General features: G+C 56.8%; 22 protein-coding genes. 14 read left to right on the forward strand and 8 right to left on the reverse strand.

What is annotated here, in order from left to right; genetic code table 11:
- Window positions 1-513 (forward strand): alpha/beta hydrolase fold domain-containing protein (locus tag V7Q41_RS12410; protein WP_333846227.1); only part of this gene is annotated, 513 nt, incomplete at its 5' end.
- A 10-nt stretch (window positions 514-523) separates the two neighbouring features.
- Window positions 524-976: a GNAT family N-acetyltransferase gene (locus V7Q41_RS12415; RefSeq protein WP_333846228.1), complete on the forward strand. Its 453-nt coding sequence runs from the start codon at window positions 524-526 to the stop codon at window positions 974-976.
- On the opposite strand, the gene ygfZ is transcribed toward V7Q41_RS12415, so the two are convergent.
- Window positions 959-1,909 carry a CAF17-like 4Fe-4S cluster assembly/insertion protein YgfZ gene (ygfZ, locus tag V7Q41_RS12420; protein WP_333846229.1) on the reverse strand — a complete coding sequence of 317 codons (951 nt, stop codon included), beginning with the start codon at window positions 1,907-1,909 and terminating at the stop codon, window positions 959-961. The two genes, V7Q41_RS12415 and ygfZ, sit on opposite strands and share 18 nt — an antisense overlap.
- Window positions 1,910-2,183: 274 nt before the next feature.
- Between ygfZ and V7Q41_RS12425 the strand changes: the two genes are divergently transcribed.
- The 7 genes from V7Q41_RS12425 to V7Q41_RS12455 all read left to right on the forward strand — a co-directional run bounded on the left by V7Q41_RS12425 (window position 2,184) and on the right by V7Q41_RS12455 (window position 7,731).
- Entirely contained in the window at window positions 2,184-2,897 is a 714-nt protein-coding gene (locus V7Q41_RS12425) for a TerC family protein (RefSeq protein WP_333846231.1), read from the forward strand.
- Window positions 2,898-2,925: 28 nt separating this feature from the next.
- On the forward strand, window positions 2,926-3,369 hold the full coding sequence (locus V7Q41_RS12430; protein ID WP_333846232.1) for a hypothetical protein: 444 nt from the start codon (window positions 2,926-2,928) through the stop codon (window positions 3,367-3,369).
- A gap of 143 nt (window positions 3,370-3,512) precedes the next feature.
- Window positions 3,513-4,499, forward strand: coding sequence for an endolytic transglycosylase MltG (gene mltG, locus V7Q41_RS12435; RefSeq protein ID WP_333846234.1), 987 nt, complete (start codon window positions 3,513-3,515; stop codon window positions 4,497-4,499).
- A 43-nt stretch (window positions 4,500-4,542) separates the two neighbouring features.
- Window positions 4,543-5,208 carry a dTMP kinase gene (gene tmk, locus V7Q41_RS12440; RefSeq protein ID WP_333846236.1) on the forward strand — a complete coding sequence of 222 codons (666 nt, stop codon included), beginning with the start codon at window positions 4,543-4,545 and terminating at the stop codon, window positions 5,206-5,208.
- A 13-nt stretch (window positions 5,209-5,221) separates the two neighbouring features.
- On the forward strand, window positions 5,222-6,244 hold the full coding sequence (locus V7Q41_RS12445) for a DNA polymerase III subunit delta' (RefSeq protein WP_333846238.1): 1,023 nt from the start codon (window positions 5,222-5,224) through the stop codon (window positions 6,242-6,244).
- Window positions 6,245-6,253: 9 nt separating this feature from the next.
- Entirely contained in the window at window positions 6,254-7,048 is a 795-nt protein-coding gene (locus V7Q41_RS12450; RefSeq protein ID WP_333846239.1) for a TatD family hydrolase, read from the forward strand.
- On the forward strand, window positions 7,045-7,731 hold the full coding sequence (locus V7Q41_RS12455) for an ankyrin repeat domain-containing protein (protein ID WP_333846240.1): 687 nt from the start codon (window positions 7,045-7,047) through the stop codon (window positions 7,729-7,731). Before V7Q41_RS12450 ends, V7Q41_RS12455 begins: the two co-directional genes overlap by 4 nt.
- A 67-nt stretch (window positions 7,732-7,798) precedes the next feature.
- Here the strand turns inward: V7Q41_RS12455 and V7Q41_RS12460 are convergent, their stop codons facing one another.
- The 5 genes from V7Q41_RS12460 to infA are packed head-to-tail and all read right to left on the reverse strand — an operon-like array spanning window position 7,799 to window position 11,366.
- The gene (locus V7Q41_RS12460; RefSeq protein ID WP_333846242.1) at window positions 7,799-8,728 is read right to left on the reverse strand and encodes an LD-carboxypeptidase; all 930 of its coding nucleotides are present in this window, start codon (window positions 8,726-8,728) and stop codon (window positions 7,799-7,801) included.
- 30 nt (window positions 8,729-8,758) lie between these two features.
- Window positions 8,759-9,433, reverse strand: coding sequence for a class I SAM-dependent methyltransferase (locus V7Q41_RS12465; protein WP_333846243.1), 675 nt, complete (start codon window positions 9,431-9,433; stop codon window positions 8,759-8,761).
- A gap of 2 nt (window positions 9,434-9,435) precedes the next feature.
- Window positions 9,436-10,467, reverse strand: coding sequence for a tRNA adenosine(34) deaminase TadA (tadA, locus tag V7Q41_RS12470; protein WP_333846245.1), 1,032 nt, complete (start codon window positions 10,465-10,467; stop codon window positions 9,436-9,438).
- A complete protein-coding gene (locus V7Q41_RS12475; protein WP_333846246.1) occupies window positions 10,464-11,084 on the reverse strand; it encodes an FMN-binding negative transcriptional regulator in 621 nt (206 codons plus the stop codon). The genes tadA and V7Q41_RS12475 overlap by 4 nt, the downstream gene beginning before the upstream one ends.
- A gap of 24 nt (window positions 11,085-11,108) precedes the next feature.
- Window positions 11,109-11,366, reverse strand: a complete 258-nt coding sequence (gene infA, locus V7Q41_RS12480; RefSeq protein ID WP_100133080.1) for a translation initiation factor IF-1 — start codon at window positions 11,364-11,366, stop codon at window positions 11,109-11,111.
- 137 nt (window positions 11,367-11,503) lie between these two features.
- Between infA and V7Q41_RS12485 the strand changes: the two genes are divergently transcribed.
- Window positions 11,504-12,607, forward strand: a complete 1,104-nt coding sequence (locus V7Q41_RS12485; RefSeq protein ID WP_333846247.1) for an efflux RND transporter periplasmic adaptor subunit — start codon at window positions 11,504-11,506, stop codon at window positions 12,605-12,607.
- Between the two features lie 10 nt (window positions 12,608-12,617).
- Complete coding sequence (locus V7Q41_RS12490; protein ID WP_333846249.1) at window positions 12,618-15,713, forward strand: efflux RND transporter permease subunit; 3,096 nt, start codon at window positions 12,618-12,620, stop codon at window positions 15,711-15,713.
- A 3-nt stretch (window positions 15,714-15,716) separates the two neighbouring features.
- On the opposite strand, the gene guaA is transcribed toward V7Q41_RS12490, so the two are convergent.
- Both guaA and guaB read right to left on the reverse strand, forming a co-directional pair.
- The gene (gene guaA / locus V7Q41_RS12495) at window positions 15,717-17,357 is read right to left on the reverse strand and encodes a glutamine-hydrolyzing GMP synthase (protein WP_333846250.1); all 1,641 of its coding nucleotides are present in this window, start codon (window positions 17,355-17,357) and stop codon (window positions 15,717-15,719) included.
- A gap of 96 nt (window positions 17,358-17,453) precedes the next feature.
- Window positions 17,454-18,923, reverse strand: coding sequence for an IMP dehydrogenase (guaB, locus tag V7Q41_RS12500; protein WP_333846252.1), 1,470 nt, complete (start codon window positions 18,921-18,923; stop codon window positions 17,454-17,456).
- A 260-nt stretch (window positions 18,924-19,183) separates the two neighbouring features.
- On the opposite strand from guaB, the gene V7Q41_RS12505 reads away from it, so the two are divergent.
- From V7Q41_RS12505 to V7Q41_RS12515, 3 genes are read left to right on the forward strand one after another with little or no spacing between them, the layout of a single operon-like run.
- A complete protein-coding gene (locus tag V7Q41_RS12505; protein ID WP_333846253.1) occupies window positions 19,184-20,335 on the forward strand; it encodes a TolC family protein in 1,152 nt (383 codons plus the stop codon).
- A gap of 11 nt (window positions 20,336-20,346) precedes the next feature.
- Window positions 20,347-21,513 (forward strand): efflux RND transporter periplasmic adaptor subunit, encoded by a 1,167-nt coding sequence (locus V7Q41_RS12510; RefSeq protein WP_333846254.1) that lies wholly within the window; start codon window positions 20,347-20,349, stop codon window positions 21,511-21,513.
- 3 nt (window positions 21,514-21,516) lie between these two features.
- On the forward strand, window positions 21,517-24,627 hold the full coding sequence (locus tag V7Q41_RS12515; protein WP_333846255.1) for an efflux RND transporter permease subunit: 3,111 nt from the start codon (window positions 21,517-21,519) through the stop codon (window positions 24,625-24,627).
- Window position 24,628 lies beyond the last annotated feature (1 nt).

Below are 24,628 nucleotides of genomic sequence, written 5' to 3' on the forward strand. Positions count from 1 at the left end.
GCCAACGCCAAGTCGTTGGGCATCGATGCAGCACGAATCGCCATCGGCGGCGACAGCGCGGGTGGCACGCTGACAGCGGCCACGGCGATTGCCGCGCGTGATGCCGGCATTGATTTGAGGCTGCAGCTCTTGTTCTACCCCGGCTGCTCGCCCGTGCACATGGCATCTGCCCACACGTTTGAGAAAGGTTTCTTGCTTGAAAAAGAGAGCATCGATTTTTTTTACAAGCACTACCTGCCCAACGCCAAAGATCGCCACGACCCTCGCTTTTCGCCCCTTTTGGCCGATGTCTCAGGTGTCGCCCCTGCCTGGCTAGGCTTGGCCGAGTGCGACCCCTTGATAGACGATGGTGTGACCTATGCAGACCATCTTCGCTTGAGCGGTGTGCCTGTGGACTTGGAGATTTACAAAGGCGTGGTGCACAGTTTCATCCAAATGGGACGCGTGATTCCTCAAGCACTGACGGCGCACATGGATGCGGCGCGCGCTGTGCGGCATGCATTTGACCGTTGATGTGTTGACAATGACTTACCTCGAAATTGGCGATTGGTCTCACATGCAAGCCGCTGCACAAAAGGTGCGCAACGCGGTGTTTATCCAAGAACAAGGCATCTCCCCAGAGGACGAATGGGACGCCGATGACGCCACTGCCTTGCATGCGGTGTTGTTTGATGCAGAAGGGGAGCCGCTGGGAAATGCCCGCTTGTTGCCAACATCAGCGAATGTTGCCAAAGTGGGGCGCATGGCGGTGTTAAAAGAGGCGCGAGGACAAGGCTATGGCGCTCGTTTGCTCAAAGCCTTGCTGTTAGAAGCTCGCCGATGTGGCCACCAAGAAGTGCGCCTGAGCGCGCAACTCACAGCTGAGCAGTTTTATGCCTTGCATGGTTTCACCGCAATCGGCGAGCCGTTTGTGGAGGTGGGTATTGCGCATGTGGAAATGCGTTTGATGTTGAAATCTTTAGATATCGTCGCGTAGCGCGTAGGGCAAGGCTTGCAGGGACAACTGGGGACCATTTGCCGCACCCAAATACAACGCACCGACGTCAGAGACACTGAGCTGCAACTCCAATATCGCCACGTGGCAATCAGCCACGCTGGCAGCTTGCGCCACCAAGCCACATGGTTGGGTAGCGTCTAAGCTTGAAAACACCTCTTGCCCAGCGGCCATTGGCACCGTGCTTTGCGCAATGAAGGCGCGACGCTTGAGGGTGCCGCGGAACTGACTGCGCGCCACGATCTCTTGGCCAGGGTAGCAGCCTTTTTGGAAGTCCACGCCCGCCACCGATTCGTAGTTGAGCATCTGCGGCACAAAGGCTTCGAAGGTGGCCAGCTCGACCCATGCAATGCCGCTCATCACCTCACCGAGTTGCCACACATCTGCACCGAGCGCTGAGCCTGCAGGTCCAGCCATATCTTTGGGGGCAATCCACAACGCGCGTGGCTGGCCCACCGCAGGGTAGAGGGTCAACACATCTGCAGCGCCTGCTGCGTGGCGTTGCCATGGCGCAAATGACAACGAAGCAGCAGAGGCAGCACCGCTCAAGGCATGAGCCACAGCGTCACCCGCCAAGCCAAGCAGCTCAAACTCCTCACTCGCATCGCTCAGCTTGGCTTTGGCGCGCAGCACAAACATGGACAAGCGCTTGATGGTTGGGGCCATCAGGTCTTTGCGGCAAATCAGCAGCACGTCTTCGGCGCTGCGTTTGTAAACCACAAAGCTCGCTTGCATGCGGCCCTTGGCATTGCAAAAGGCGGCCAAGCGACACTGGCCGTCTTTAATCAACAGCACGTCGTTGGTGAGCTGGTTGTGCAAAAAGCGAGCAGCGTCTGCGCCCACAGCGCGGATGATGCCAAGGTGGGGCAAGGGGGCAATGCCCTGCAGATGGATGGATGCGGTAGTTGAATTCATTGCTTCATTATCCAGAATCATTTGCAAACCACCCTGACCCACACCGCGACACATAAACGCCCCTATAATTTGCCAATCGTTGGGGAGTAGCTCAATCGTGGGGTGTTCAGACAATGGCTTAAGTGCCGCACTTCAGGATCAAACAGTCGTCATCACGAAGTCAACACTTCCGGCTGTTTGGGCATATAACTGAATCATTACAAGCTAAGCAAGACCTTCGATCCGTGGCTCTTTGTTATTCAAAGAGCATTGATCGATCTATTGAGGTTTTGCTATGGAACTTTTTTCTCTCCCGTGGTGGTCAGCGCTGCTCGCCATTATTCTTATTGACTTGGTTTTGGCTGGCGATAATGCCATCGTCATCGCCCTCGCGGCAAGAAAACTCCCACCCGATCTTCAGAAAAAAGCCATCATTTGGGGCACCGTCGGCGCGATTGGTGTCAGGTCCTTGATGACTTTTGCCGTGGTTTGGCTGCTTCAAATACCTGGCCTCATGCTGGTGGGCGGCTTGGGTTTGCTTTGGATTGCTTTCAACCTCATCAACAGTGACGCTGATGAAGATCACGGTGATGTGGCGGCGTCCACATTTTGGGGCGCCATGAAAACCATTGTGGTCGCAGACGCGCTCATGGGCATTGACAACGTGCTTGGCGTGGCCGGCGCAGCCAGCGGTTCATTTGAATTGGTCGCGCTGGGTTTGATGATCAGCATTCCTATTGTGATGTTTGGCAGCCAGTTGGTGCTCAAGTTGGTGGCGCGTTGGCCCATCATCATTCCCTTGGGTGGTGCGGTGCTGGCGTTTACCTCAGCTCAAATGGTGGTCAACGAGTCCTTGTTCAAAGATTTTTTCAGCACCAAGCTGTGGTACCAAGAAGCTGTTTGGTGGGGGGTGCATATTGTCTTTGTCGCTGCTATTCTTGCCATCAGCTGGTTACATAAAAAACGCCAGCAGGCGCAAACCAACGCAACAGATTTAGAAACGGTTTAACGCTAGTCCACAACTCAAGGAGATCATCATGGAAACCTACGTCATCTTCGTCAACGACAAAGTGCATGCGATGAACCAAGTTCTTCCCTTGTTAGAGGGTAGCCAACCCGCTCAATGGGTGTTGGTCGGATGCCCGCCACGCTTTCACCGCCACTCAAGCAAATGGTTGACCCAACGAGCGTTGAAAAAATACAAAACCGAATGGACCGATTCAAATCTCAATGACATCGTGCAACTCCTCAAAGAACGTGGCAACAGCGTGCTGACGCGTGTTGCGCAAGGTCCTTTGATTGAGCTGACCAAGGCTTTGCAGTCTGAATTTGCGCATTCGCGGGTGTTGGATGCTCGCAAAACCCACGCATTTGAGAACTTACCCGCGGTGGTTGAGCAGCAAAAAATGGAAACAAACTCTTGGATTGTTCCAATTGGTGCCATTGCCTTTGGCACGGCTGCAAGCTTGGTTGCAGACTGATTGACCTTGCCCAGAGCCCCAACAGCTGGGGCTCTGTGGGTCGATCGATATAATTTTGGGGCGAACCAAGCCCTTGGAGCGCAACTGACTAAGGATGCGGTGTTGTGCTCAAGCGATGTATTTGGTTATTTTTTGCGCTGGTTTTGTTATCGCTAGTCGCCAGCGCCTACTGGGTGTACCGTCCATTGCCCATGATCAGCCAGACGGTGGACCTGTCGATTGAGCCGCAAACCACAGTCAGGGGTATTGCCAGAGCCTCTGTGAGTGCTGGTATCGAGGTTGATCCGCAGCTTTTATTTGTTTTCTTCAAGCTCAGTGGTCAATCCAGAGCGCTGCGCGCAGGAAGCTATGAGATCTCGCAAGGCGAATCTGCATTGGACTTGTTGCGCAAACTCAGCCGAGGGGAGGAAAGCCTCAAAGCCATCAGCCTGATTGATGGCTGGACTTTTCGCCAGTTCCGCGCTGCCCTGGCCAAAGCAGAAGGCCTCAAGCATGACACCCAGGACATGGGTGATGATGAGCTCATGACGCAGCTTGGCATGCCAGGTGTGGCACCAGAAGGGCGGTTTTTTCCTGACTCCTACACTTACGGCAAAGGCACCTCTGAGCTGCATGTGATGCAACGCGCAGCCAACGCCATGACCAAACAACTGGCTGCCGCTTGGGGCCAACGCCAACCCGACATTCAAATCAAAACCATCGACCAAGCACTTATTTTGGCCAGCATCATCGAAAAAGAGACTGGCCGCGAAAGCGACCGCACCACCATCAGCCGTGTGTTTCACAACCGGTTGGCGCTTGACATGCCGCTGCAAACTGACCCCACCGTCATTTATGGCATGTTTGATCACTTCGACGGCAACCTGCGCCGCGCTGACCTGCGCACCGACCACCCGTGGAACACCTACACCCGCAAAGGCTTGCCGCCGACGCCAATTGCCATGCCAGGTCGCAATGCGCTGAAAGCAGCCGTCAAGCCCGCACCCAGCAATGCCTTGTACTTTGTGGCCAAGGGGGATGGCACCAGTCACTTCAGCGCCACTTTGGATGAGCACAATGCAGCGGTTAACCGTTATCAGCGTCGCATCACAGGTGCCAGCTCGGGGGCCTCATCAAGTGCAGGGCCATGATTTTGGACAACCCCATCTTGGCGAGCTGGCAAAATCACGGGCTATGACATCACACGGCCTGTTCATCAGTTTTGAAGGCATCGACGGTGCGGGAAAATCCACGCACATCGAAGGCTTGGCAGCAGCGTTCAAAGCGCAGGGCCGCCAAGTTACCCTGACCCGCGAGCCAGGCGGCACGCCATTGGCCGAGAAGCTGCGTGAGATGGTGCTGCACGACGCGATGGATGCGCTGACTGAAGCTTTGCTGATCTTTGCCGCCCGCCGTGACCACCTCAACCATGTGATTGAGCCCGCCTTGGCGCGTGGCGATGTGGTGTTGTGCGATCGCTTCACCGATGCCACCTTTGCCTACCAAGGCAGTGGCCGTGGGTTTGATGGGGGGGTGTTGCAGCAGCTCGAGCGTTGGGTGCAGGCGATGCCCGCTGACACAGCGAGTTCTTGTGCCAATGGCCTGCGCCAGCCGGATGTGACCGTCTGGTTTGAACTCGACCCCGCCATCGCCGCCGAGCGCTTAGCGGGCGCACGCGTGCCCGACCGCTTTGAGGCGCAGCCTGTTGCGTTCTTTCAAAAAGTGTCTGACGGCTATGCCAAACGCGCCCTTGCCGATGCGCAACGTTTTGTGCGCCTAGACGCCGCCCAAACCCGCGAGGTGGTTTGGCAGCAACTGCAGCGCCACTTTGTGCAGCGCGGCTGGTTGAGCCCAAATTGAGCCGTCCCAACGCATGACCGAAACCACCGCATCACAAGTCAGGCCCGTCTTGAGCCCTTGGCTGCAAGACCAGCTGACCCAGTTGCTCGCGCGCCGCGGCCACGCATGGCTGTTGCAAGGCCCATCGGGTTTGGGGCAATACACACTTGGCCTTGAACTGGCCCGCGCTTGGCTGTGTGAAGCGCCAACCCAGCAGGGCGCTTGCTACCAGTGCCGCAGCTGCCACGCGGTGGATGTGCGCACCCAGGCGGACCTGCGCACGCTCATGCCAGAAGCCTTGGCCCTAGAGTTGAATTGGCCCTTGGATGAGAAAACTCAAAAAGACCTGGACGACAAAAAGCGCAAGCCCAGCAAAGAAATTCGGGTCGAAGCTGCACGCGACATGGTGGCTTTCAGCCAACAAACCCGCTCTGGCGGCGCCACCAAAGTGGTGTTTATTTACCCCGCCGAACGCATGAACCATGTCACGGCGAACACCCTACTCAAAACACTTGAAGAACCACCAGGCGAATGCCGCTTTGTGCTGGCCAGCGAAGCTGCCCACCAATTGCTACCCACCATCCGCAGCCGCTGCCAGACCCACACCATGACCTGGCCCACAGAGTCGCAGGCTTTGCGCTGGCTACAGACCCAAGGCCTGCCCCTTGCTGATGCTGCCGTCTTGCTGCGTGCCGCTGGCGGTCGTCCTGAAGATGCCCTAGACCTCGCCAACGCGGGCCTCAAAGCTGCACATTGGGCCGCTTTGCCCAAAGCCGTCATGCGTGGCGATGTAGGCGCGGTATCGGATGCCACCCCCACGCAGGCCATCGCCACGCTTCAAAAGATCTGTCATGACTTGCTGGCTTTGCGCATGGGCGCTGAGCCGCGCTTTTTTATGGGGGCAGATTTGCCAACTGCAGGCACCACCGTCTCTCTCACCCAATGGTCCAAGGACTTGATGGACGCCGCACGCACCTGCGAGCACCCCTACAACGCGGGTTTGATGTTTGAGGCCTTGGTAGCGCGTGCTCAAACGGCCTTGCGTTCCAAAGAATAAGAGAGAACGATGTTCACCGATTCACACTGCCACTTGAACTTCCCAGAGCTGGCTGACAACATCCAAACCATTCGCGATGACATGGCCAAAGCCCAAGTCACGCGTGCCTTGGTCATCAGCACCACGCTGGAGCGCTTTCCTGAAGTGCACGGCCTCGCCACGCAGTTTGACAACTTTTGGGCGACTGTGGGCGTGCACCCGGACAACGAGGGCGTGCAAGAGCCCACGCTCGATGACTTGCTGACCCGCGCCAAACTGCCCAAAGTGGTGGGCATTGGCGAGACTGGCCTCGACTATTACCGCTTGGGCGAACGCACCGTGGCCGACATGGAATGGCAACGCAACCGCTTTCGCATCCACATCGAAGCGGCACAACACGCCCAGCTGCCATTGGTGATTCATACCCGCAGCGCGTCTGCAGACACGGTGGCGATTTTGAAAGAGCAGGGCGAAGACGGCTCAGCGAACAGTGCAGGCGGCGTCTTTCATTGCTTCACTGAAACCGCTGAGGTGGCCCGTGCGGGCTTGGACCTTGGCCTCTACATCTCGTTCTCAGGCATCTTGACCTTCAAAAATGCCCAAGACTTGCGCGATGTTGCCCAATTTATTCCCATGGATCGACTGCTGATTGAGACCGACAGCCCGTATTTGGCGCCCATGCCGCATCGCGGCAAAACCAATAATCCGTCCTATGTGCCGTTTGTCGCAAAACAAATTGCAGACATCAAAGGCATCTCAGTTGAGGCAGTGGCCGAGGCCACCAGCCGTAACTTTGACCAACTTTTCAGCGCTGTTTTAAAATGAGAAAATACTTTAAGTATTGTTTTTATCTATATGTTTTCATTGCATTTTCTTCATCCAATGCAGGCTCTTATGAGGATTTCTTTTCAGCTCTTCATTTCGATCGCCCGCAGATCATTGAAAAGCTGTTGGCACGAGGATTTGATCCCAACACCCCAAACGAAAAAGGTGTTCCAGGCCTGTTGGTTGCCATTCAATCCGAGTCGCCCAAGTCCGCCTTGGTTTTAGCCAAACACCCCCAGACGCGCGTCAATGTGCAAGATGCATTGGGTGAAACACCGCTGATGTTGGCCGCCATCAACAACCAGCTTGAGTTGGCAAAAGTCTTGATAGAACGTGGGGCCGATGTCAACAAACCTGGTTGGACACCCTTGCATTACGCCGCCACGCGCGGCCACCGCCAGATGATGCGCTTGTTGCTTGAAAACGAGGCTTACATCGACAGCGAATCTGCCAATGGCACCACGCCATTGATGATGGCGGCTTATTACGCTTCGCCACTGGCTGTGAAGTTGTTATTAGAAGAGGGGGCCGATCCCGTTTTGGTCAACAGCAGCAATGCCTCTGCCTTAGATTTGGCCTTGGCCAAAGACCATCACCAAAGCGCGATGTACATCCGTGTGTTCACAGAGTCTTGGTTTATTCAGAACCCGATCAAGCAAGAGAGTGTGAACACACCGCGCTAAGGGGCGGTTTTCACTGCTTGCTTAACTTTACATAATATACATCGTATAAAATATTAGATCATCCAGATCAGTGGTCGGTATGCGCCCACAGCAGCAAAGCATCTCGATCTTCAACCAACAAATCAATCCTTTGCCCCACTGGCAAACACAGCTTGGTAGCCACATGGCCAAAGGGTAAGTCGGTCAAAACAGATGGTTTGATGTGTGTGCGTAGCCAATCGACCACGCTTTGAAGTTTGAAGCCTTTGTCATGCGGCGTGAGCTTGTAGTGGCTGAACTGGCCAAACACAATGGCTTTTTGTTGAGCCAACACACCGGCGTGCAGCAGCTGTGTCAGCATGCGTTCAATGCGATAAGGGTGTTCGCCCACATCCTCTAGGAACAACACGCCGTTTTTGATTTGAGGGAAATAAGGCGTGCCGAGCAAGGACACCAGCACAGCCAAATTGCCTCCCCATAAAACTGCATCATGAGCCCACACGCCAGAGCGACGATTTTGATTCGCGACAACGCAAGCTTTTGACAATTGCCAACCCGCGCCCTCACCCTGCCCGCTGACCATGTCGTCAAAACAGGCCTCCATGATGTCGTCTGGTTGCTCTGCGCCAAAGTCTTCGCCCAACGCAGGACCCGCCCATGTGACAGCGCCGGTTTTGGCTAACAACGCATTTTGGAATGCGGTGAAGTCGCTCAGGCCCACAAACTGCATGCCCCTGGCAATGGCTTTGGCCACTTGCTTGTATTGGATCCCGGGCAAGATGCGCGTGAGGCCGTAGCCGCCGCGCGAAATAAGCGCCACATCTGCGCCACTGTTGGCTGCGCGATGGATGGCAGCCAATCGGGTGGCGTCATCCCCAGCAAAACGGGTGTGGCTGCTGAGTGCATCGGCGTCAAGCTCCACCTCATGTCCGAGTTTTTTCAAGCGCGCCACGCCACGTTTGAAAGCGGCTTTGTCACGCACCGCGCCGCTAGGGGAATAGATGTAAATATGAGCCATGGCCCACATTGTCGTGGCAAATTTGCAAGTTCAGCCGCGTTTGTAGTGCAGCAATCGCCCGCGATAAGCGCTCAAGTCTTGCAGCGGCTCATTCATCACCAGCTCTGTCACACCAAACCCCATGTTGGCCATGTCCTTGTGAAAGGCGTTGCGGTTGCTGCGGTTGGGGTCGATGATGAGCACCTCGGCGCCCTCAGCAGCATGCAACTGAATAAAGCCAGACAGCTGCGCAGGGTGGCTGCGCTCGTACAGCACGTCGCTGGCGATGAGTAAATCAAATGCGCCTAGTCCTTTGTTCACCCTGCCCCAGTTGCCTGTTTCGTAATGCAGCGGAGGCAAACCGTTCAACAGCACATTGGCTTTCAAAAAGGTTTCTGTCAAGGGATGGCAATCGCTGGCAATGATGTTGCCCTCGCGTCGGTGCACCACCAAACTGGCCAGCCCCAAACCACAGCCCACTTCTAAAATGCGCTTGTCTTTGAGCACCCAGGTTTGCATGAGGTCAGCCAACTTTTGTGCCGATGGCCAAAGCAAACCAAACAAAGGCCAAGTAGCGGACGAAATACCCGCTGCCAGCGCCAAGCCCAAAGGGTCAAAAAATTGTTGCCTGTCGAGCAAGGAGCGGATTTTTAAATCCGCCCCTCCTCCTACACCGACCCTCTGAAACTTCACTTCGTAACCGAGGGGTGGTGTGGTGTTAGACATGTTTAACTTCGGTCAGGGGGAGGCGTGGGTGCCTCCAACAAGGTGCGCAAGGCGCGTGGGCCGGCCAAATGGCCATGGTCTGGGTAAGGCGCATCGCGCAAAGCATTGGGCAGCGCGGGTGTCATGACCCAATGGATGGGCAATTGCAGACCCGCCAGCAAAGGTGCCATCACACGGGGTGCGTGCAAGGCCACTGGCGCAGGTTGCACACTGGCCAAAAACTCGCGCAGCACTTGTGCATGCCATGCCACACGGTGTGTGGCGATTTTTTTGGGTTTATCTGACAACCCAAACCCAGGCAAGTCCAAAGCGAGCGCAGGCTCTGCCTTTTGAAGTTGCGCAGCGTATTCCACGCTCCAACCTTCCAACCCGTGTAGATACACATGGGGGGCGGCTTGAACTTGTGCGATGCTGTCGCGGTTGTCAAACCAATGAAGACGCAAGCCTTCTAACGCTGGCAAATCGGCTGTGAAGTGCGACAGTGCAAGTGGCACACCCAAGCCCACGAATGCGCCTTCAGCGGTGCGCAAAGCGTCTTCGCGCAAAGGTACTTTGGTCAACTGTTGTTGCGCACGACGTTGTTCAAAAAAGTCTTGCAACACCCGCGCACATGCTTCATCCAAAACGCCGCCTGTGAGCTTGGTTTGGTGATTGATTTGTTCATTCGCAAAAAGGTTCAACACCGAACCCGCAGCTCCTGTTTTTGGCTCTGCCGCACCAAACACCACGCGCTTGACACGCGCATGTAGTGCTGCGCCACTGCACATGGCGCAGGGCTCTAGCGTCACGTACAAAGTGCAGTCGTCCAGTCGGTAGTTGCCCAGTGCTTGTGCCGCGGCGCGAATGGCATTGACTTCTGCATGCGCCGTGGGGTCATGGCTGGCCAAGGCTGCGTTGTGGCCCGAAGCAATCACCTGCCCTGCCCTCACCACCACCGCGCCCACTGGCACCTCGCCCGATTCAGCAGCGACTTGCGCTTGACGCAGGGCCAACTGCATAAAGCCCAAGTCTTCGGGTGAATGAACTGGCGTCATGGCTGAACCATGCCGAGCTTGACCATCCAATCGGCCAAGGCTTGCTCATCCGTGGAGCCTTGCGCATAAGCGGCATGCATGGCCAGGTGCGCCTCTGGTCGGTGCTGGTTGAGCTTGATGGCACATTGCAAATCCGTGATGCGCAGCTCAAATGCCACGATGGCATTGAGCATTTTGTGTTGGTAGTCCTCAGCCAAACCACGCCATTGCATTGCATAAGGCGGCTCGTGGTCGCCAATGAGTTGCTTGAGCAAACGGTCTTTGGCCACTGGGTCATCCACCAACGAAGCTTCAACCTTGGCATGCACACACAGGTAGCTCCAAGTGGGCACGCGCGTGAGATCGGGGTACACCTTGGGCGACATATAGGCCTGCGGCCCCATAAAGGTCACCAATGCTTGAGGTCGCGACTGCAAATAGCGCCAATGCGGATTGGCTTTGGCGCAATGGCCTTGCAGCACATGCTGGCCATCGTGATGCGTCAAATGCAGGGGAAGGTGTGTGACGACTGGAAACCCTTCGTCATCCACACTGATGAGGCTTGCCAACGGATGCGCCCGCATCAGCGCGAGCGCATGGGCCTCATCTTTGGCTTTGAACTGCAGGGGCAGGTACACGCCAATAACCGCGAGGCGGTCCGTTTAGAAACGACGTTTGACGGCGGGGCCTGGGCCCTTGCCTTCGATGTGACGGAAGGTCACACGGGCTTTGTTCATGTCGTAGGGTGACAGCTCTACCGTGACTTTGTCGCCTTCGATGATGCGAATGCGGTGCAAACGCATTTTGCCGGCGGTGTATGCGATCAGTGAGTGACCGTTTTCTAGCGTGACGCGGTAGCGAGAGTCGGGCAAGACCTCGTGTACGACACCCTTCATTTCGATCATTTCTTCTTTGGCCATGTACTCAGTGTTCTCTTATTAAAAAATTGAAGCCCAAATAGGGCATTTGCAAACAACCCTTGATTGTAGGGCGTTTGCAGTTCAAGCTAAACGCCACGTCTAAAATGCAAGTTAGCAAGTGAACAAGGGATAAAACTATGAAAACAGTCATTGGTATTGCATTGGCTGCAGTGGTCCTTTTTGTGAGCGCAGCTGACGATTTACCAAAAACATCCGTACCTGCGACAAAACCTTCGCTCACGGTCAATGTCAGCAGCCCAACACAGCTCGGCATCAGCCAGCGTGTGTGGGCCAATGGCTCGCTTGCGGCTTGGCAAGAAGCCGTCATTGGTGCTGAAGCCAATGGTTTAAAAATCACCGAAGTACGCGTCAATGTCGGCGACCGTGTCAAGCGCGGCGATGTGCTCGCCGTGTTGCAGTCGGACACCTTGAAAGCAGAGTTGGCGCAAGCTGAAGCCACTTTGGCTGAGGCGAACGCCAGTGCCTTAGATGCCAAGGCCCAAACCGATCGCGCGAAATCGCTGCAACAACAAGGGTTTTTCAGCAATGCCCAGCTGAGCCAAACACTGGCTGCAGATGCCATCGCCCAGGCGCGTGTTCAATCAGCGCGCGCTGCAGTTCAGTTGCAAGCCGTTCGGTTGTCTCAAACACAGGTGAAGTCACCCGATGCGGGTGTCATTTCTGCCCGACTAGCAAGCGTTGGCAGTGTGGTCAATGCGGGCACCGAGTTGTTTCGCCTCATCCGACAAGGCCGGCTGGAATGGCGGGCAGAGGTAACTGCATCAGACATTGGCCGCATCCAAGTCGGAGCACCCGTGCAAGTCACCGCAGCCAGCGGCCATGTGTTGCAGGGCAAGGTTCGCATGGTCGCCCCTTCGGTGGATCCACAAACCCGCAACGCCTTGGTCTATGTGGACTTGTTCAGCCCCATCGGCTCAGCCCGAGCGGGCATGTATGCCAAAGGTGAAATCATGCTGGGACAAAGCCAAGCCATGACTGTGCCTCAAACCGCGGTGGTGCTGCGGGACGGTTTCAGTTACGTCTACACCGTGGGTGCGGACAACAAAGTCACACAGACCAAAGTGCAAACGGGTCGTTTGAGCGGTGAACGACTTGAGGTTCTCAGTGGGTTGAAATCAGATGCGCTGGTGGTCGTCAGCGGTGGTGCGTTCCTCAACCACGGCGACACAGTGCGTGTGGTCAACGCCGCGCCCGCAGCCAATCTGCCTGTGACCAAGTAAAGGCCTGGTCATGTTCAACTTGTCTTCTTGGTCGATCCGCAACCCGATTCCTGCGGTCATGCTGTTTGTGCTGCTGACAGTGGCGGGCTTCATTGCCTTTGGCTCGATGAAGGTGCAGAACTTTCCCGATCTGGAGTTGCCCACCATCACCGTGAACGCCAGCTTACCCGGCGCTGCCCCGACCCAGCTAGAAACCGATGTAGCCCGCAAGCTTGAAAACGCGTTGGCCCCCTTGCAAGGTTTGAAACACATCACCACCAAAGTCCAAGACGGTGCCGTGTCCATGACGGCCGAGTTCCGCATGGAAAAACCCGTGCAAGAAGCCTTAGACGATGTGCGCTCCGCCATCCAAGGCGTGCGGGCCGACTTGCCAGCCGACTTGCGCGACCCGATCGTGCAAAAAATCAACCTTGCGGGCACACCCGTGCTGGCCTACACCGTGCGCTCCAGCCGCATGGACGACGAGGCCTTGTCGTGGTTAGTAGACAAGGAAATCACCCGAAAACTCTTGTCTTTGCGCGGCGTGGGAGCGGTCAACCGCGTGGGCGGCGTCACGCGTGAGGTGCAGATTGCGCTGGATGTGAACCGCTTGCAGTCTTTGGGCATCACTGCGGCCGAAGTCTCTCGTCAGCTCAAACAAATTCAACAAGAAGGCTCCGGCGGGCGCATGGATTTGGGCGTCGGCGAGCAAGCGGTGCGCACCTTGGCCACCGTTAAAACCGCACAAGAAGTCGGCCAGATCGAGTTGGCCACGTCTCGTGGCAGCCGAATTCGTCTCGACCAGGTCGCCACCGTCAGCGACACACTGGCCACCCCCCGCTCTGCGGCCAGCTTGAACGGAACGCCCGTGGTGGGCTTTGAGGTGGTGCGCAGCAAAGGAGAAAGCGAAGTGGCCGTGGGCCGTTTGGTACGCAAAGCATTGGCCGAGTTTCGCTTGCAAAACCCCGACATTGAGATCACCGAAGCCTTTGACTTTGTGACTCCAGTCGAAGAAGAGTACACCGGCTCACTGCAACTGTTGTACGAAGGCGCAATTTTGGCAGTATTGGTGGTTTGGCTGTTCTTGCGCGATGTGCGCGCCACCGTGGTCTCGGCCGTGGCCTTGCCTTTGTCGGTCATCCCTGCTTTCATTGGCATGGCGTATTTGGGTTTCTCCATCAACGTGGTCACCTTGCTGGCCTTGTCTTTGGTCATCGGCGTGCTGGTGGACGATGCGATTGTGGAAGTCGAAAACATCGTGCGTCACCTGCGCATGGGCAAAACGCCTTACCAAGCGGCCATGGAAGCGGCGGATGAAATCGGCCTTGCAGTCATCGCCACCACTTTCACCTTGATTGCGGTATTTTTGCCCACCGCTTTCATGTCGGGCATTCCCGGCAAGTTTTTCAAACAATTTGGCTGGACAGCGTCACTCGCGGTTTTTGCATCACTGGCGGTGGCACGGATACTCACGCCCATGATGGCAGCCTACATGCTCAAACCCATCGTCACCCCCGAGAAGCAGCCGAAGTGGATGACCCACTACCTGGTGTGGGTGGCTTGGTGCATGAAGCACCGCGTGGTCACCATGGTCATGGCCACGCTGTTTTTCGTCGGCTCCATCATGCTGGTGCCGCTGTTGCCACAGGGCTTTATTCCACCCGACGACAACTCGCAAACCCAGGTGTATGTAGAGTTGCCGCCCGGCTCGACGCTGCAGCAAACTCAGGCCAGCGCCGAGCATGCCCGAGCACTGTTGGGCGATGTCAAAGACATCCAAAGCGTCTACACCACCATTGGGGGCGGCAGCGCAGGCGCAGATCCGTTTGCGGGCAGCGGCGCTGCCGAAGTGCGCAAGGCCACCTTGACGATTCAGCTAACCGAGCGCGGCACCCGCCCGCGCAAGCAAGAAATTGAAAACAACATCCGCACCGCCTTACAACAGTTGCCTGGCGTGCGCACCAAGGTGGGCTTGGGCGGCTCGGGCGAAAAATACATTTTGGTGCTGACCGGCGAAGACCCGCAAGCACTGCAAACAGCGGCCATGGCTGTGGAGCGTGACCTGCGCACCATCAACGGCCTAGGCTCCATCGCGTCCACCGCCAGCTTGGTGCGCCCCGAAATCGCGGTGCGCCCCGACTTTGCGAAGGCGGCCGATTTGGGTGTGACCAGCGCCGCCATCAGCGACACCTTGCGCGTGGCCACCTTGGGTGATTACGACGCGGCCTTGCCCAAGCTCAACCTGTCGCAGCGGCAGGTACCCATCGTGGTGAAGCTCAGCGACGACGCCCGCAAAGACCTGGACGTGCTCGAACGCCTGAGCGTGCCCGGCAAACGCGGCCCTGTCATGCTGGGCCAAGTGGCCAGCATCGAAGTGGCCAGCGGCCCGGCGGTGATCGACCGCTACGACCGCCAACGCAATGTCAATTTTGAAATTGAGCTGTCTGGCGTGCCCTTGGGTGATGTGACGCAGGCAGTGCAAAAACTGCCCACGCTGCAAAGCTTGCCACCAGGTGTGAAGGTGGTGGAGGTGGGTGACGCCGAAGTCATGGCCGAGCTCTTTGCCAGCTTTGGCTTGGCCATGATGATTGGCGTGCTGTGCATTTACATCGTGTTGGTGCTGCTGTTCAAAGGCTTCTTGCACCCTGTCACGATTTTGGCGGCGCTGCCACTGTCCTTGGGCGGCGCCTTTGTGGGCTTGCTGATCGCGCAAAAGAGTTTATCCATGCCTTCGCTCATTGGCTTGATCATGCTCATGGGCATCGCCACCAAAAACTCCATCTTGTTGGTGGAGTACGCCATCGAAGCGCGGCGCGGCAAAGCTGCGACCAACGACCACCCTGCCGTGCCCGGCATGAGCCGCTGGGACGCCATGATGGATGCCTGCCACAAACGCGCTCGCCCGATTGTCATGACCACCATCGCCATGGGCGCCGGCATGCTGCCCATTGCCGTGGGTTGGGGGGCGGCCGACACCAGCTTTCGCTCACCCATGGCCATTGCGGTCATTGGCGGCCTGATCACCAGCACGGTGCTCAGCTTGCTGGTGATCCCCGTGGTGTTTAACTACCTAGATGATCTGGGGCAATGGGCGATAAGAATTTATGCGCAAGTGCTCAAAAAATAGACTTTATTCCCACTCGATAGTCGCTGGGGGTTTTGAGGACACGTCATACGTCACGCGGTTGATGCCAGGCACTTCGTTGATGATGCGGCCCGACACTTTCTTTAGCAAGGCATAGGGCAACTCGGCCCAGTCTGCGGTCATGAAGTCGCTGGTTTGCACGGCGCGCAAGGCCACCACGTAGTCGTAGGTGCGGCCATCACCCATCACGCCCACGCTCTTGACGGGCAAGAAGACGGTGAAGGCTTGGCTGGTCAAGGCGTACCAAGATTTGCCAGTGGCTTCGTCTTTGAAGTTGTGCAACTCTTCGATAAAGATCGCGTCCGCACGGCGCAACAAGTCGGCGTATTCTTTCTTCACTTCGCCCAAAATGCGCACGCCCAAGCCGGGGCCGGGGAACGGGTGGCGGTACACCATGTCGTGTGGCAGGCCCAAAGCCACGCCCAGTTCGCGCACTTCGTCCTTGAACAGTTCGCGCAAGGGCTCCAACAGCTTCAATCCCAATTGTTCTGGCAAGCCACCCACGTTGTGGTGGCTCTTGATGGTGACGGCTTTTTTACTCTTGGCGCCGCCGCTCTCGATGACGTCGGGGTAAATCGTGCCTTGGGCGAGGAACGTCGCGCCTTTGACAGCGGGTCCACCGTCATTTCTGTTGACGCCACCGGCTGCCTTGAGTTTGGCTGCTTGTTCTTTGAACACGTCCACAAACAAGCCGCCGATGATTTTGCGCTTGGCTTCTGGCTCGCTCACGCCGGCCAACTTGCCCAAGAACAAATCGCTGGCGTCCACGCGAATGACTTTTGCGTGCAACTTGCCCACAAACATGTCCATCACCATGTCGCCTTCGTTCAGGCGCAACAGGCCGTGGTCCACAAACACACAGGTGAGTTTGTCGCCAATGGCGCGGTGAATCAGGGCTGCAGCGACGGACGAATCCACACCGCCCGACAGGCCCAAGATGACTTCTTCGTCGCCCACTTGTTGGCGAATGGCGGCCACCGCTTCTTCGATGTAATTGCCCATGATCCAGTCGGGGCGTGTGCCGCAAATGTCCAACACAAAGCGGTTCAACAAGGCTTGGCCTTGCACCGTGTGCGTGACTTCGGGGTGGAACTGCACGGCGTAAAACTTGCGCGTCTCGTCGGCCATGCCCGCAATGGGGCAAGCAGGCGTAGACGCCATGACCTTGAAACCCTCAGGCAGCTGGGTCACCTTGTCGCCGTGGCTCATCCACACTTTCAACATGCCGTGGCCCTCAGCCGTGCTGAAGTCTTCAATGCCTTTGAGCAGTTCGGTGTGGCCGTGGGCTCGCACTTCGGCGTAGCCAAACTCTCGCGTGGTGCCCGCCTCCACCTTGCCGCCCAATTGCGTGGCCATGGTTTGCATGCCGTAGCAAATGCCCAGCACGGGCAGGCCCAACTCAAACACGGCGTCAGGTGCGCGGTCGTCCACCTCGTACACGCTGGCGTGGCTGCCAGACAAGATGATGCCTTTGAGCTTGCCGTCTTTGGCGTAATCGCGCACCCAGTCGCTGCTCACATCGCAGGGATGAACTTCACAAAACACATGGGCCTCGCGCACGCGCCGGGCGATGAGTTGAGTGACTTGAGAGCCGAAATCGAGAATAAGGATTTTTTGGTGCGACATAAATAAAAAAGGGCCTTCAAATGGCCTGTTGCCGTATTGTCTCAAAAAACAAAGCCACCCCGAGGGGTGGCTTGGCAAGCGGTGCTGCTTGAACGCTTACTCTGCTCGGTAATTTGGCGCTTCTTTGGTGATTTGCACGTCGTGCACATGGCTTTCACGAATGCCCGCTGCCGTGATTTCCACAAACTGCGATTCTTCGTGCATGGCCTCAATCGTGGCGCAGCCGCAGTAGCCCATGCTGGCCCGCAAGCCGCCAGCCATTTGATAAATGATGGACACAACCGAGCCTTTGTAGGGCACGCGGCCTTCAATACCTTCGGGTACGAGTTTGTCGGCGTTGGGGTTGCCCGTGCTGGACTCTTGGAAGTAACGGTCGGCGCTGCCCTGCTGCATAGCGCCAATCGAGCCCATGCCGCGGTAGCTCTTGTAGCTGCGGCCTTGGAACAACACAATTTCGCCAGGCGCCTCTTCGGTGCCCGCAAACATGCCGCCCATCATCACTGTGCCAGCACCTGCGGCGATGGCTTTGGCGATGTCGCCGCTGTAGCGGATGCCGCCGTCCGCAATGAGTGGCACGCCGGTGCCCTTGAGTGCGTTGGCCACGCTGTCCACCGCCATGATTTGTGGCACGCCTACGCCAGCGACGATGCGGGTGGTGCAAATAGAGCCAGGGCCAATGCCCACCTTGACCGCGTCAGCACCCGCCTCGACGAGTGCCAAAGCCGCTGCGCCCGTGGCAATGTTGCCGCCAATCACTTCGATGTGCGGGTAGTGTTGTTTGACCCAACGCACACGCTCAATCACGCCTTTGCTGTGGCCGTGCGCCGTGTCCACCACGATGGCGTCCACGCCCGCGCGCACCAAAGCCTCTACGCGTTCTTCTGTGCCCTCGCCCACACCCACGGCAGCACCCACGCGCAATTTGCCTGCAGCGTCGCGTGCGGCGTTGGGGAAGTTGAGTTGTTTGGTGATGTCTTTGACGGTGATCAGGCCTTTCAGCTCAAACGCATCGTTGATCACCAACAGTCGCTCAAGCTTGTGTTTGTTCAGCAGGTGTTTGGCTTGCTCAGGCGTGGTGCCCTCGGGCACAGTGACCAGGCGCTCGCGCGGTGTCATGATTTCGCTCACCTTTTGGTCGTAGCGGGTCTCAAACCGTAAATCGCGGCCCGTGACAATGCCCACCACCTGGCGGCCGTCACAGACTGGAAAACCCGACACGCCCAGCTCCTCTGAGAGGGCCATGACCTGTCGCACCGTGGTGTCGGGCGTGATCACCACTGGGTCACGCAACACACCCGATTCGTAGCGCTTGACCTTGGCCACTTGCGCGGCTTGTTCTTGCGGGGTGAGGTTTTTGTGCACGATGCCAATGCCGCCCTCTTGTGCGATGGCAATGGCCAAGCGGGCTTCGGTCACCGTGTCCATGGCCGCAGAGACCAAGGGCAAGTTCAGGCGAATATTGCGGGTAAATTGAGTTGCAAGCGAGGTGTCCTTAGGCAGGACCTGAGAGAAGGCGGGCACCAACAACACGTCGTCGAAGGTGAGGGCTTTGCCGAGCAGGCGCATGGTGATGGCTCCAAAAGCAATATTGTACTTATTGGTTAAAGACGGCTTGTATACATCGCCTGAGTTGTGGTAATCCCTAATGCATGGATGGCATTGACGCATCCACGACAATACATCTTTAAGTTTTCCAAATCTGCCTTTTTTACTTTTTTAAGATGATCCGTTTGCCATCTCTCCCAAAAAAACAATTGATATCCCTGCTGCTTTGTATTCCTGCCATTTTTGGCAATCTGGCCTACGCAAACAGCACAAAACTGAGCTTGCCTGATTTAGAAGCCATGATGTTCAGCCAAAGCCCCGCTTTGCGCGGTGCTGCCAATGCGGTGGATGCGGCACGGGCAGCGGTGGACACGGCCCGCGCCCTCCCTAACCCTGAAGTGGAGGTGATGAATGGCAACCGCAATCCCCGTCTTGGCAACACCAACCCAATTGGGACGCTGAAAACCATCAGCATCACGCAAGACCTAGACATGCCTTGGCACCGCTTTCCGCGTATCGACGGCGCGCTGGCTGGATTGAGCGCAGCTCAGGCCAACGAACAATCATTCAAATCCGACATGCGCGCCTTGCTGCGCCTGCGCTATTACGACTTGGTCCGCCGCACAGCCGAAAACCGAGCAGCGTCTGAGGATGTGAGGCTGATGAACGGCATCCACAAGCGTATTGAGTTGCAAGTTGAGACGGGTGAGAAAGCTCGCTTCGAACTGGTCAAGGCCAATGCCGAGCTGCTGATTGCGCAAAAATTGCAAGAGTCTGCCAATCTTCGGGTCCGCCAGTCTCGCGGCGCCCTGCGCGCATTGGTCGGCGTGCAGTTGTCAGAAACATTTGAAATTCAAGAACAAACTCACATCTTTGAACCCCCTGCCCCCTTGGCAGCTGTGCGTGACGAAGTGCGCAGAACCAACCCCGAACTGCAACGCACCCGTGCCGAGCGTCAACAACTTGATCGCAAGCTCAGCGAAGAAAAAGCCCTGCGTTTTCCCAAATTTGCTTTGCGAGCTGACCAAGACTCAGACCCCGAGTGGAGAAGCAAGCGCGTGGGCATTGCCATGAATGTGCCCTTGTGGAATTGGCGTGGCGGCCCCATTGGTGAAGCGGCGGCCAAGCTGTCTCAAACAGACAACCAATTGGCCTACCAAGAGTTTTCTTTGTTGCAGTCACTTGAAGCGGCTTATCAACAATACGACATTGCAAATGCGCAAACGGTGGCACTTGAAGGTGGCATCGTTCGCAATGCGGCGAACGCGCTGCGCATTGCCGAGCTGGCCTACAAAGCTGGCGAAAAAAACTTCCTAGAAGTGATGGACGCACAACGCGTGTATCGCGCAGCCCGCAACGAACTCATCACCGCGCAGTTTGAATTGGCCAGTGCTTGGGCCGAGATTGAACGTTTGCGTGCCAACACACCTTAAGGCCACTCCAGATGCACACACGCTCTTCCAAAATTCACACCTTCATCGTGGTGGCGCTGAGCAGCGTCCTGGCCCTGTCAGCTTGTAAAAAAGCAACGACCCAAGAAGCAACCAGCAATCAAAACGATGTGATGCGAGTTTTGGCACCTGAGAGCCTGCAAGCGCAAATCAAGGTGTCGGACGTGGTCAGCCAAGAAATGTCTGACATCCTGCGTGCAGCTGGACAAATTGATTTTGACGAACAGGCCCTCACCCGCATTGGCGCCAGTGTGACGGGGCGAGTGACGCAAATCCAAGCATCGCTTGGCCAAGTCGTCAACAAGGGCGATACCTTGGCCCTGATCAACAGCAGCGAGTTGTCAGGCTCCCAGTTGGCCTTCCTCAAGGCCCGCTCTGAAAAAGAACTACACCGGCGCAACTTGGGCCGGGCCAAGACGCTGTTTGATGCAGATGTGATCAGCTCGGCAGAGCTGCAACGTCGTGAAAATGAATATGAAATTGCCTCGGCAGAAACTCGCGCAGCCCAAGACCAGCTTAGGGTGCTGGGCGTGAGCGCTCAGTCGATAGAGCGCTTAGCCAACACAGGCGCGATTGATTCTGTGGCCAGCGTAGTCGCCACCATCAAAGGCGTGGTGGTGGAGCGAAAGGTTGCTGCAGGCCAAGTGGTTCAGCCCTCCGATGTGCTGTTTGCCGTGGCCGACCTCAGCCGTGTTTGGGCCTTGGCCCAAGTACCCGAACAGCAAGTGGGCCAGGTCAAAGTGGGCCAGTCGGTGACCATCGAAGTGCCGGCTCTGAACAACGAAAAGCTCCAAGGAAAACTCATTTATGTGGGACAAACCGTCAACCCCGAAACGCGCACCGTGCTAGTGCGCACCGAACTGGACAACAGAGGCGGACGCCTCAAACCCTCCATGCTGGCCTCCATGCTGATCGAGTCGGCGCCCGTCAAACGCTTGGTCGTGCCTATCACTGCAGTGGTGCGTCAAGACGATGCCGACTATGTCTTTGTGCAAGAAGTTGACAACTACTTCAGGCTCACCCCCGTCAAGTTGGCAGCCGAACAAAACGGACAGCGCGTGGTCTTAGGCGGCCTCAAGCCTGGCGCGCGCATCGTGTCCGAAGGGGCGTTTCATCTCAACAACCACCGCAATTTAGCGCAAATGAAAAACGAGAGCTAAGCCATGTTGCAATCTCTCGTTCGCGGTGCGCTCAAGCAGCGCTTGGTGGTCTGCGTCATTGCGGTGGTGCTGCTGTTTTTTGGTTTGCATGCCGCCACCAAACTGTCGGTAGACGCTTTTCCCGACGTGACCAACGTGCAGGTGCAAATTGCCACCGAAGCCCCTGGCCGCTCTCCCGAAGAGGTGGAACGCTTTGCCACGGTGCCTATTGAGGTGGCCATGACTGGCCTGCCTGGCTTGACCGAGTTGCGCTCACTCAACAAGCCAGGTCTCTCGCTGATCACACTCGTGTTTACCGACAAGACCAGCGTGTACTTTGCACGTCAATTGGTGATGGAACGCCTGATGGAAGTCAGCCAACGCCTGCCCCCCGGCATCACGCCAGTGCTCGGCCCTGTTTCTTCTGGTTTGGGCGAGGTTTACCAATACACCCTGGAGCATGCAAGTGACGGCAACCGCGAACTCAGCGAAGAAGAACTGACCCAACGCCGCGTGGTGCAAGACTGGGTGCTGCGTCCCCTGCTTCGCTCAATCCCCGGCGTGGCTGAAATCAACTCGCAAGGCGGTTTCGTCAAGCAGTACCACGTGTTGGTCAACCCTGAACGTTTGCGCCACTACCGCATCAGCCTCTCCGAGGTTTACGACGCTGTGTCGCGCAACAACGCCAACTCGGGCGGGGGGGTGCTGCCCCAAGCGTCTGAGCAATACCTGATTCGCGGTGTAGGCCTGATTCAAGGCGTTGGCGACCTCGGCCAAATCGTGTTGAAAGAGGTCAACGGCACGCCGGTGTACATGCGTGATGTGGCTGAGGTCAAACTCGGCCACGATGTACGACAAGGCGCTGTCATTAAAAACGGCGACACCGAAGCGGTGGGTGGCATTGTGATGATGATGACCGGCGGTAACGCCAAAGAGGTGGTGAGCCGCATCAAAAAACGCGTGAAAGAAATCAACGACCGCGACATGTTGCCAGGTGATCTGAAAGTGGTGCCGTATTACGACCGATCCGAGTTGGTCGATGCGGCGCTGTGGACCGTCACCAAAGTGCTGATTGAAGGCGTGGTGCTGGTGGTGATCGTGTTGTTTTTGTTCTTGGGCGATGTGCGCTCGTCGCTCATCGTGGTGGCCACTTTGGTGCTGACGCCGCTGCTGACCTTCATGGCCATGAACAAGTTGGGTATTTCGGCCAACCTCATGTCGCTGGGCGGCCTAGCCATTGCGATTGGATTGATGGTGGACGGCTCGGTGGTGGTGGTCGAAAACGCCTATGCCCGCTTGGGCCGCGCCGCAGAACTGGGCGAAACCAAGGTGCGTGGTATTTTGAATGCAGTGACCGAGGTCGCCACACCGGTGATCTTTGGTGTGGGCATCATCATTTTGGTGTTCTTGCCCTTGATGACCTTGCAAGGCATGGAGGGCAAGATGTTTGCACCGCTTGCCTACACCATTGCGATTGCGCTGGCGGTCTCACTGGTGTTGTCCATGACTTTGTCGCCTGTGCTGTCCTCGTATTTGCTCAAGCCGCCTGTGGGCGAAGGCGACCACGACACCAAACTGATCCGAGTGCTCAAGTCGCGCTATTTGCAGTTGCTCAGCTTGGCCATGGCCAACCAAAAACGCACGGTGCTGGCGACGCTGGCCACCTTGGTGTTGGCAGTGGCGATCTTGCCGTTTTTGGGTACGGCGTTCATTCCAGAGATGAAAGAGGGCTCGGTGGTGCCTGGCATCAACCGCGTGCCCAACATCTCCTTGAATGAGTCCATCAAGATGGAAATGCAGGCCATGAAGCTCATCATGACGGTACCTGGCGTGAAGTCAGCCATCTCTGGTTTAGGCCGTGGTGAATCGCCCGCTGACCCACAAAGTGTGAATGAGTCCACCCCCATCGTCAGCTTGAAGCCGCGAAGCGAATGGCCCGCGGGCTGGGACCAAACTGACATCACCCAAGCCATGAGTGAAAAACTCAAGGTACTGCCCGGCGTGCAAATTGTGATGGCGCAGCCTATTTCTGACCGCGTAGACGAGATGGTGACGGGTGTGCGTTCAGACATTGCGGTGAAGGTGTTTGGCGACAATTTGGACGAGCTCCGACATGTGGCCAACCAAATTGCCAAAGTCGCACAAACCATTCAAGGCGCACAAGACTTGCGCGTGGAGCGCATCTCGGGCCAGCAGTATTTGCAAATTGACATCGACCGCCAAGCCATTGCACGTATGGGCTTGAACGTGTCGGACGTGAATAACATGATAGAGACCGCGATTGGCGGCAAAGTGGCATCTGAGGTGTTTGAGGGCGAGCGCCGTTATGCAGCCGTGGTGCGCTTGCCTGAGCGTTTTCGCAACAACATTGAAGCCATCTCCAACATCATCCTGAGCTCTGCCACCGGTGCTCAGGCCCGCTTGGACGATGTGGCCAAAATACAAGTGCTGGATGGCCCTGCTCAAATTTCGCGCGAAATGGCCAAGCGCCGCATTGTGGTGGGCATCAACGTGAAAGACCGCGATTTGGGCAGCTTCGTGGCTGAGCTGCAAGCCAAGGTGGACGACAAAATCAAACTGCCCGAGGGTTACTACCTCGAGTGGGGCGGCCAGTTCCAAAATATGGAACGCGCCTTGGGCCACCTCAAAATTATTGTGCCCATCACGGTGGCGGCGATTTTCTTTTTGCTGTTCTTGTTGTTTAACTCGGTCAAGTTTGCCACGCTCATCATCACGGTGCTGCCGTTTGCATCGGTGGGTGGTGTGATTGGGTTGTTCATTTCAGGCGAGTATTTGTCGGTGCCCGCGTCCGTGGGCTTCATTGCGCTGTGGGGCATTGCGGTGCTCAACGGTGTGGTGCTGGTGTCCTACATCCGCAGCTTGCGCGAGGGTGGCATGTCGGTCCAAAACGCGGTGCTTGAAGGCGCTCGCCAGCGCTTTCGCCCTGTCATGATGACAGCCACTGTGGCCATGCTGGGCTTGATTCCGTTCCTCATTTCAGACGGCCCTGGCTCAGAAGTGCAGCGCCCGTTGGCGATTGTGGTGATTGGTGGTCTGATTACTTGCACCTTGTTAACCTTGGTGGTGGTGCCTACGATTTACCATTGGTTCGACGAATCCGAACCCGAAGCTTGAA

It is taken from the genome of Limnohabitans sp. (genome assembly GCF_036804465.1).
Lineage (GTDB): Bacteria > Pseudomonadota > Gammaproteobacteria > Burkholderiales > Burkholderiaceae_C > Limnohabitans.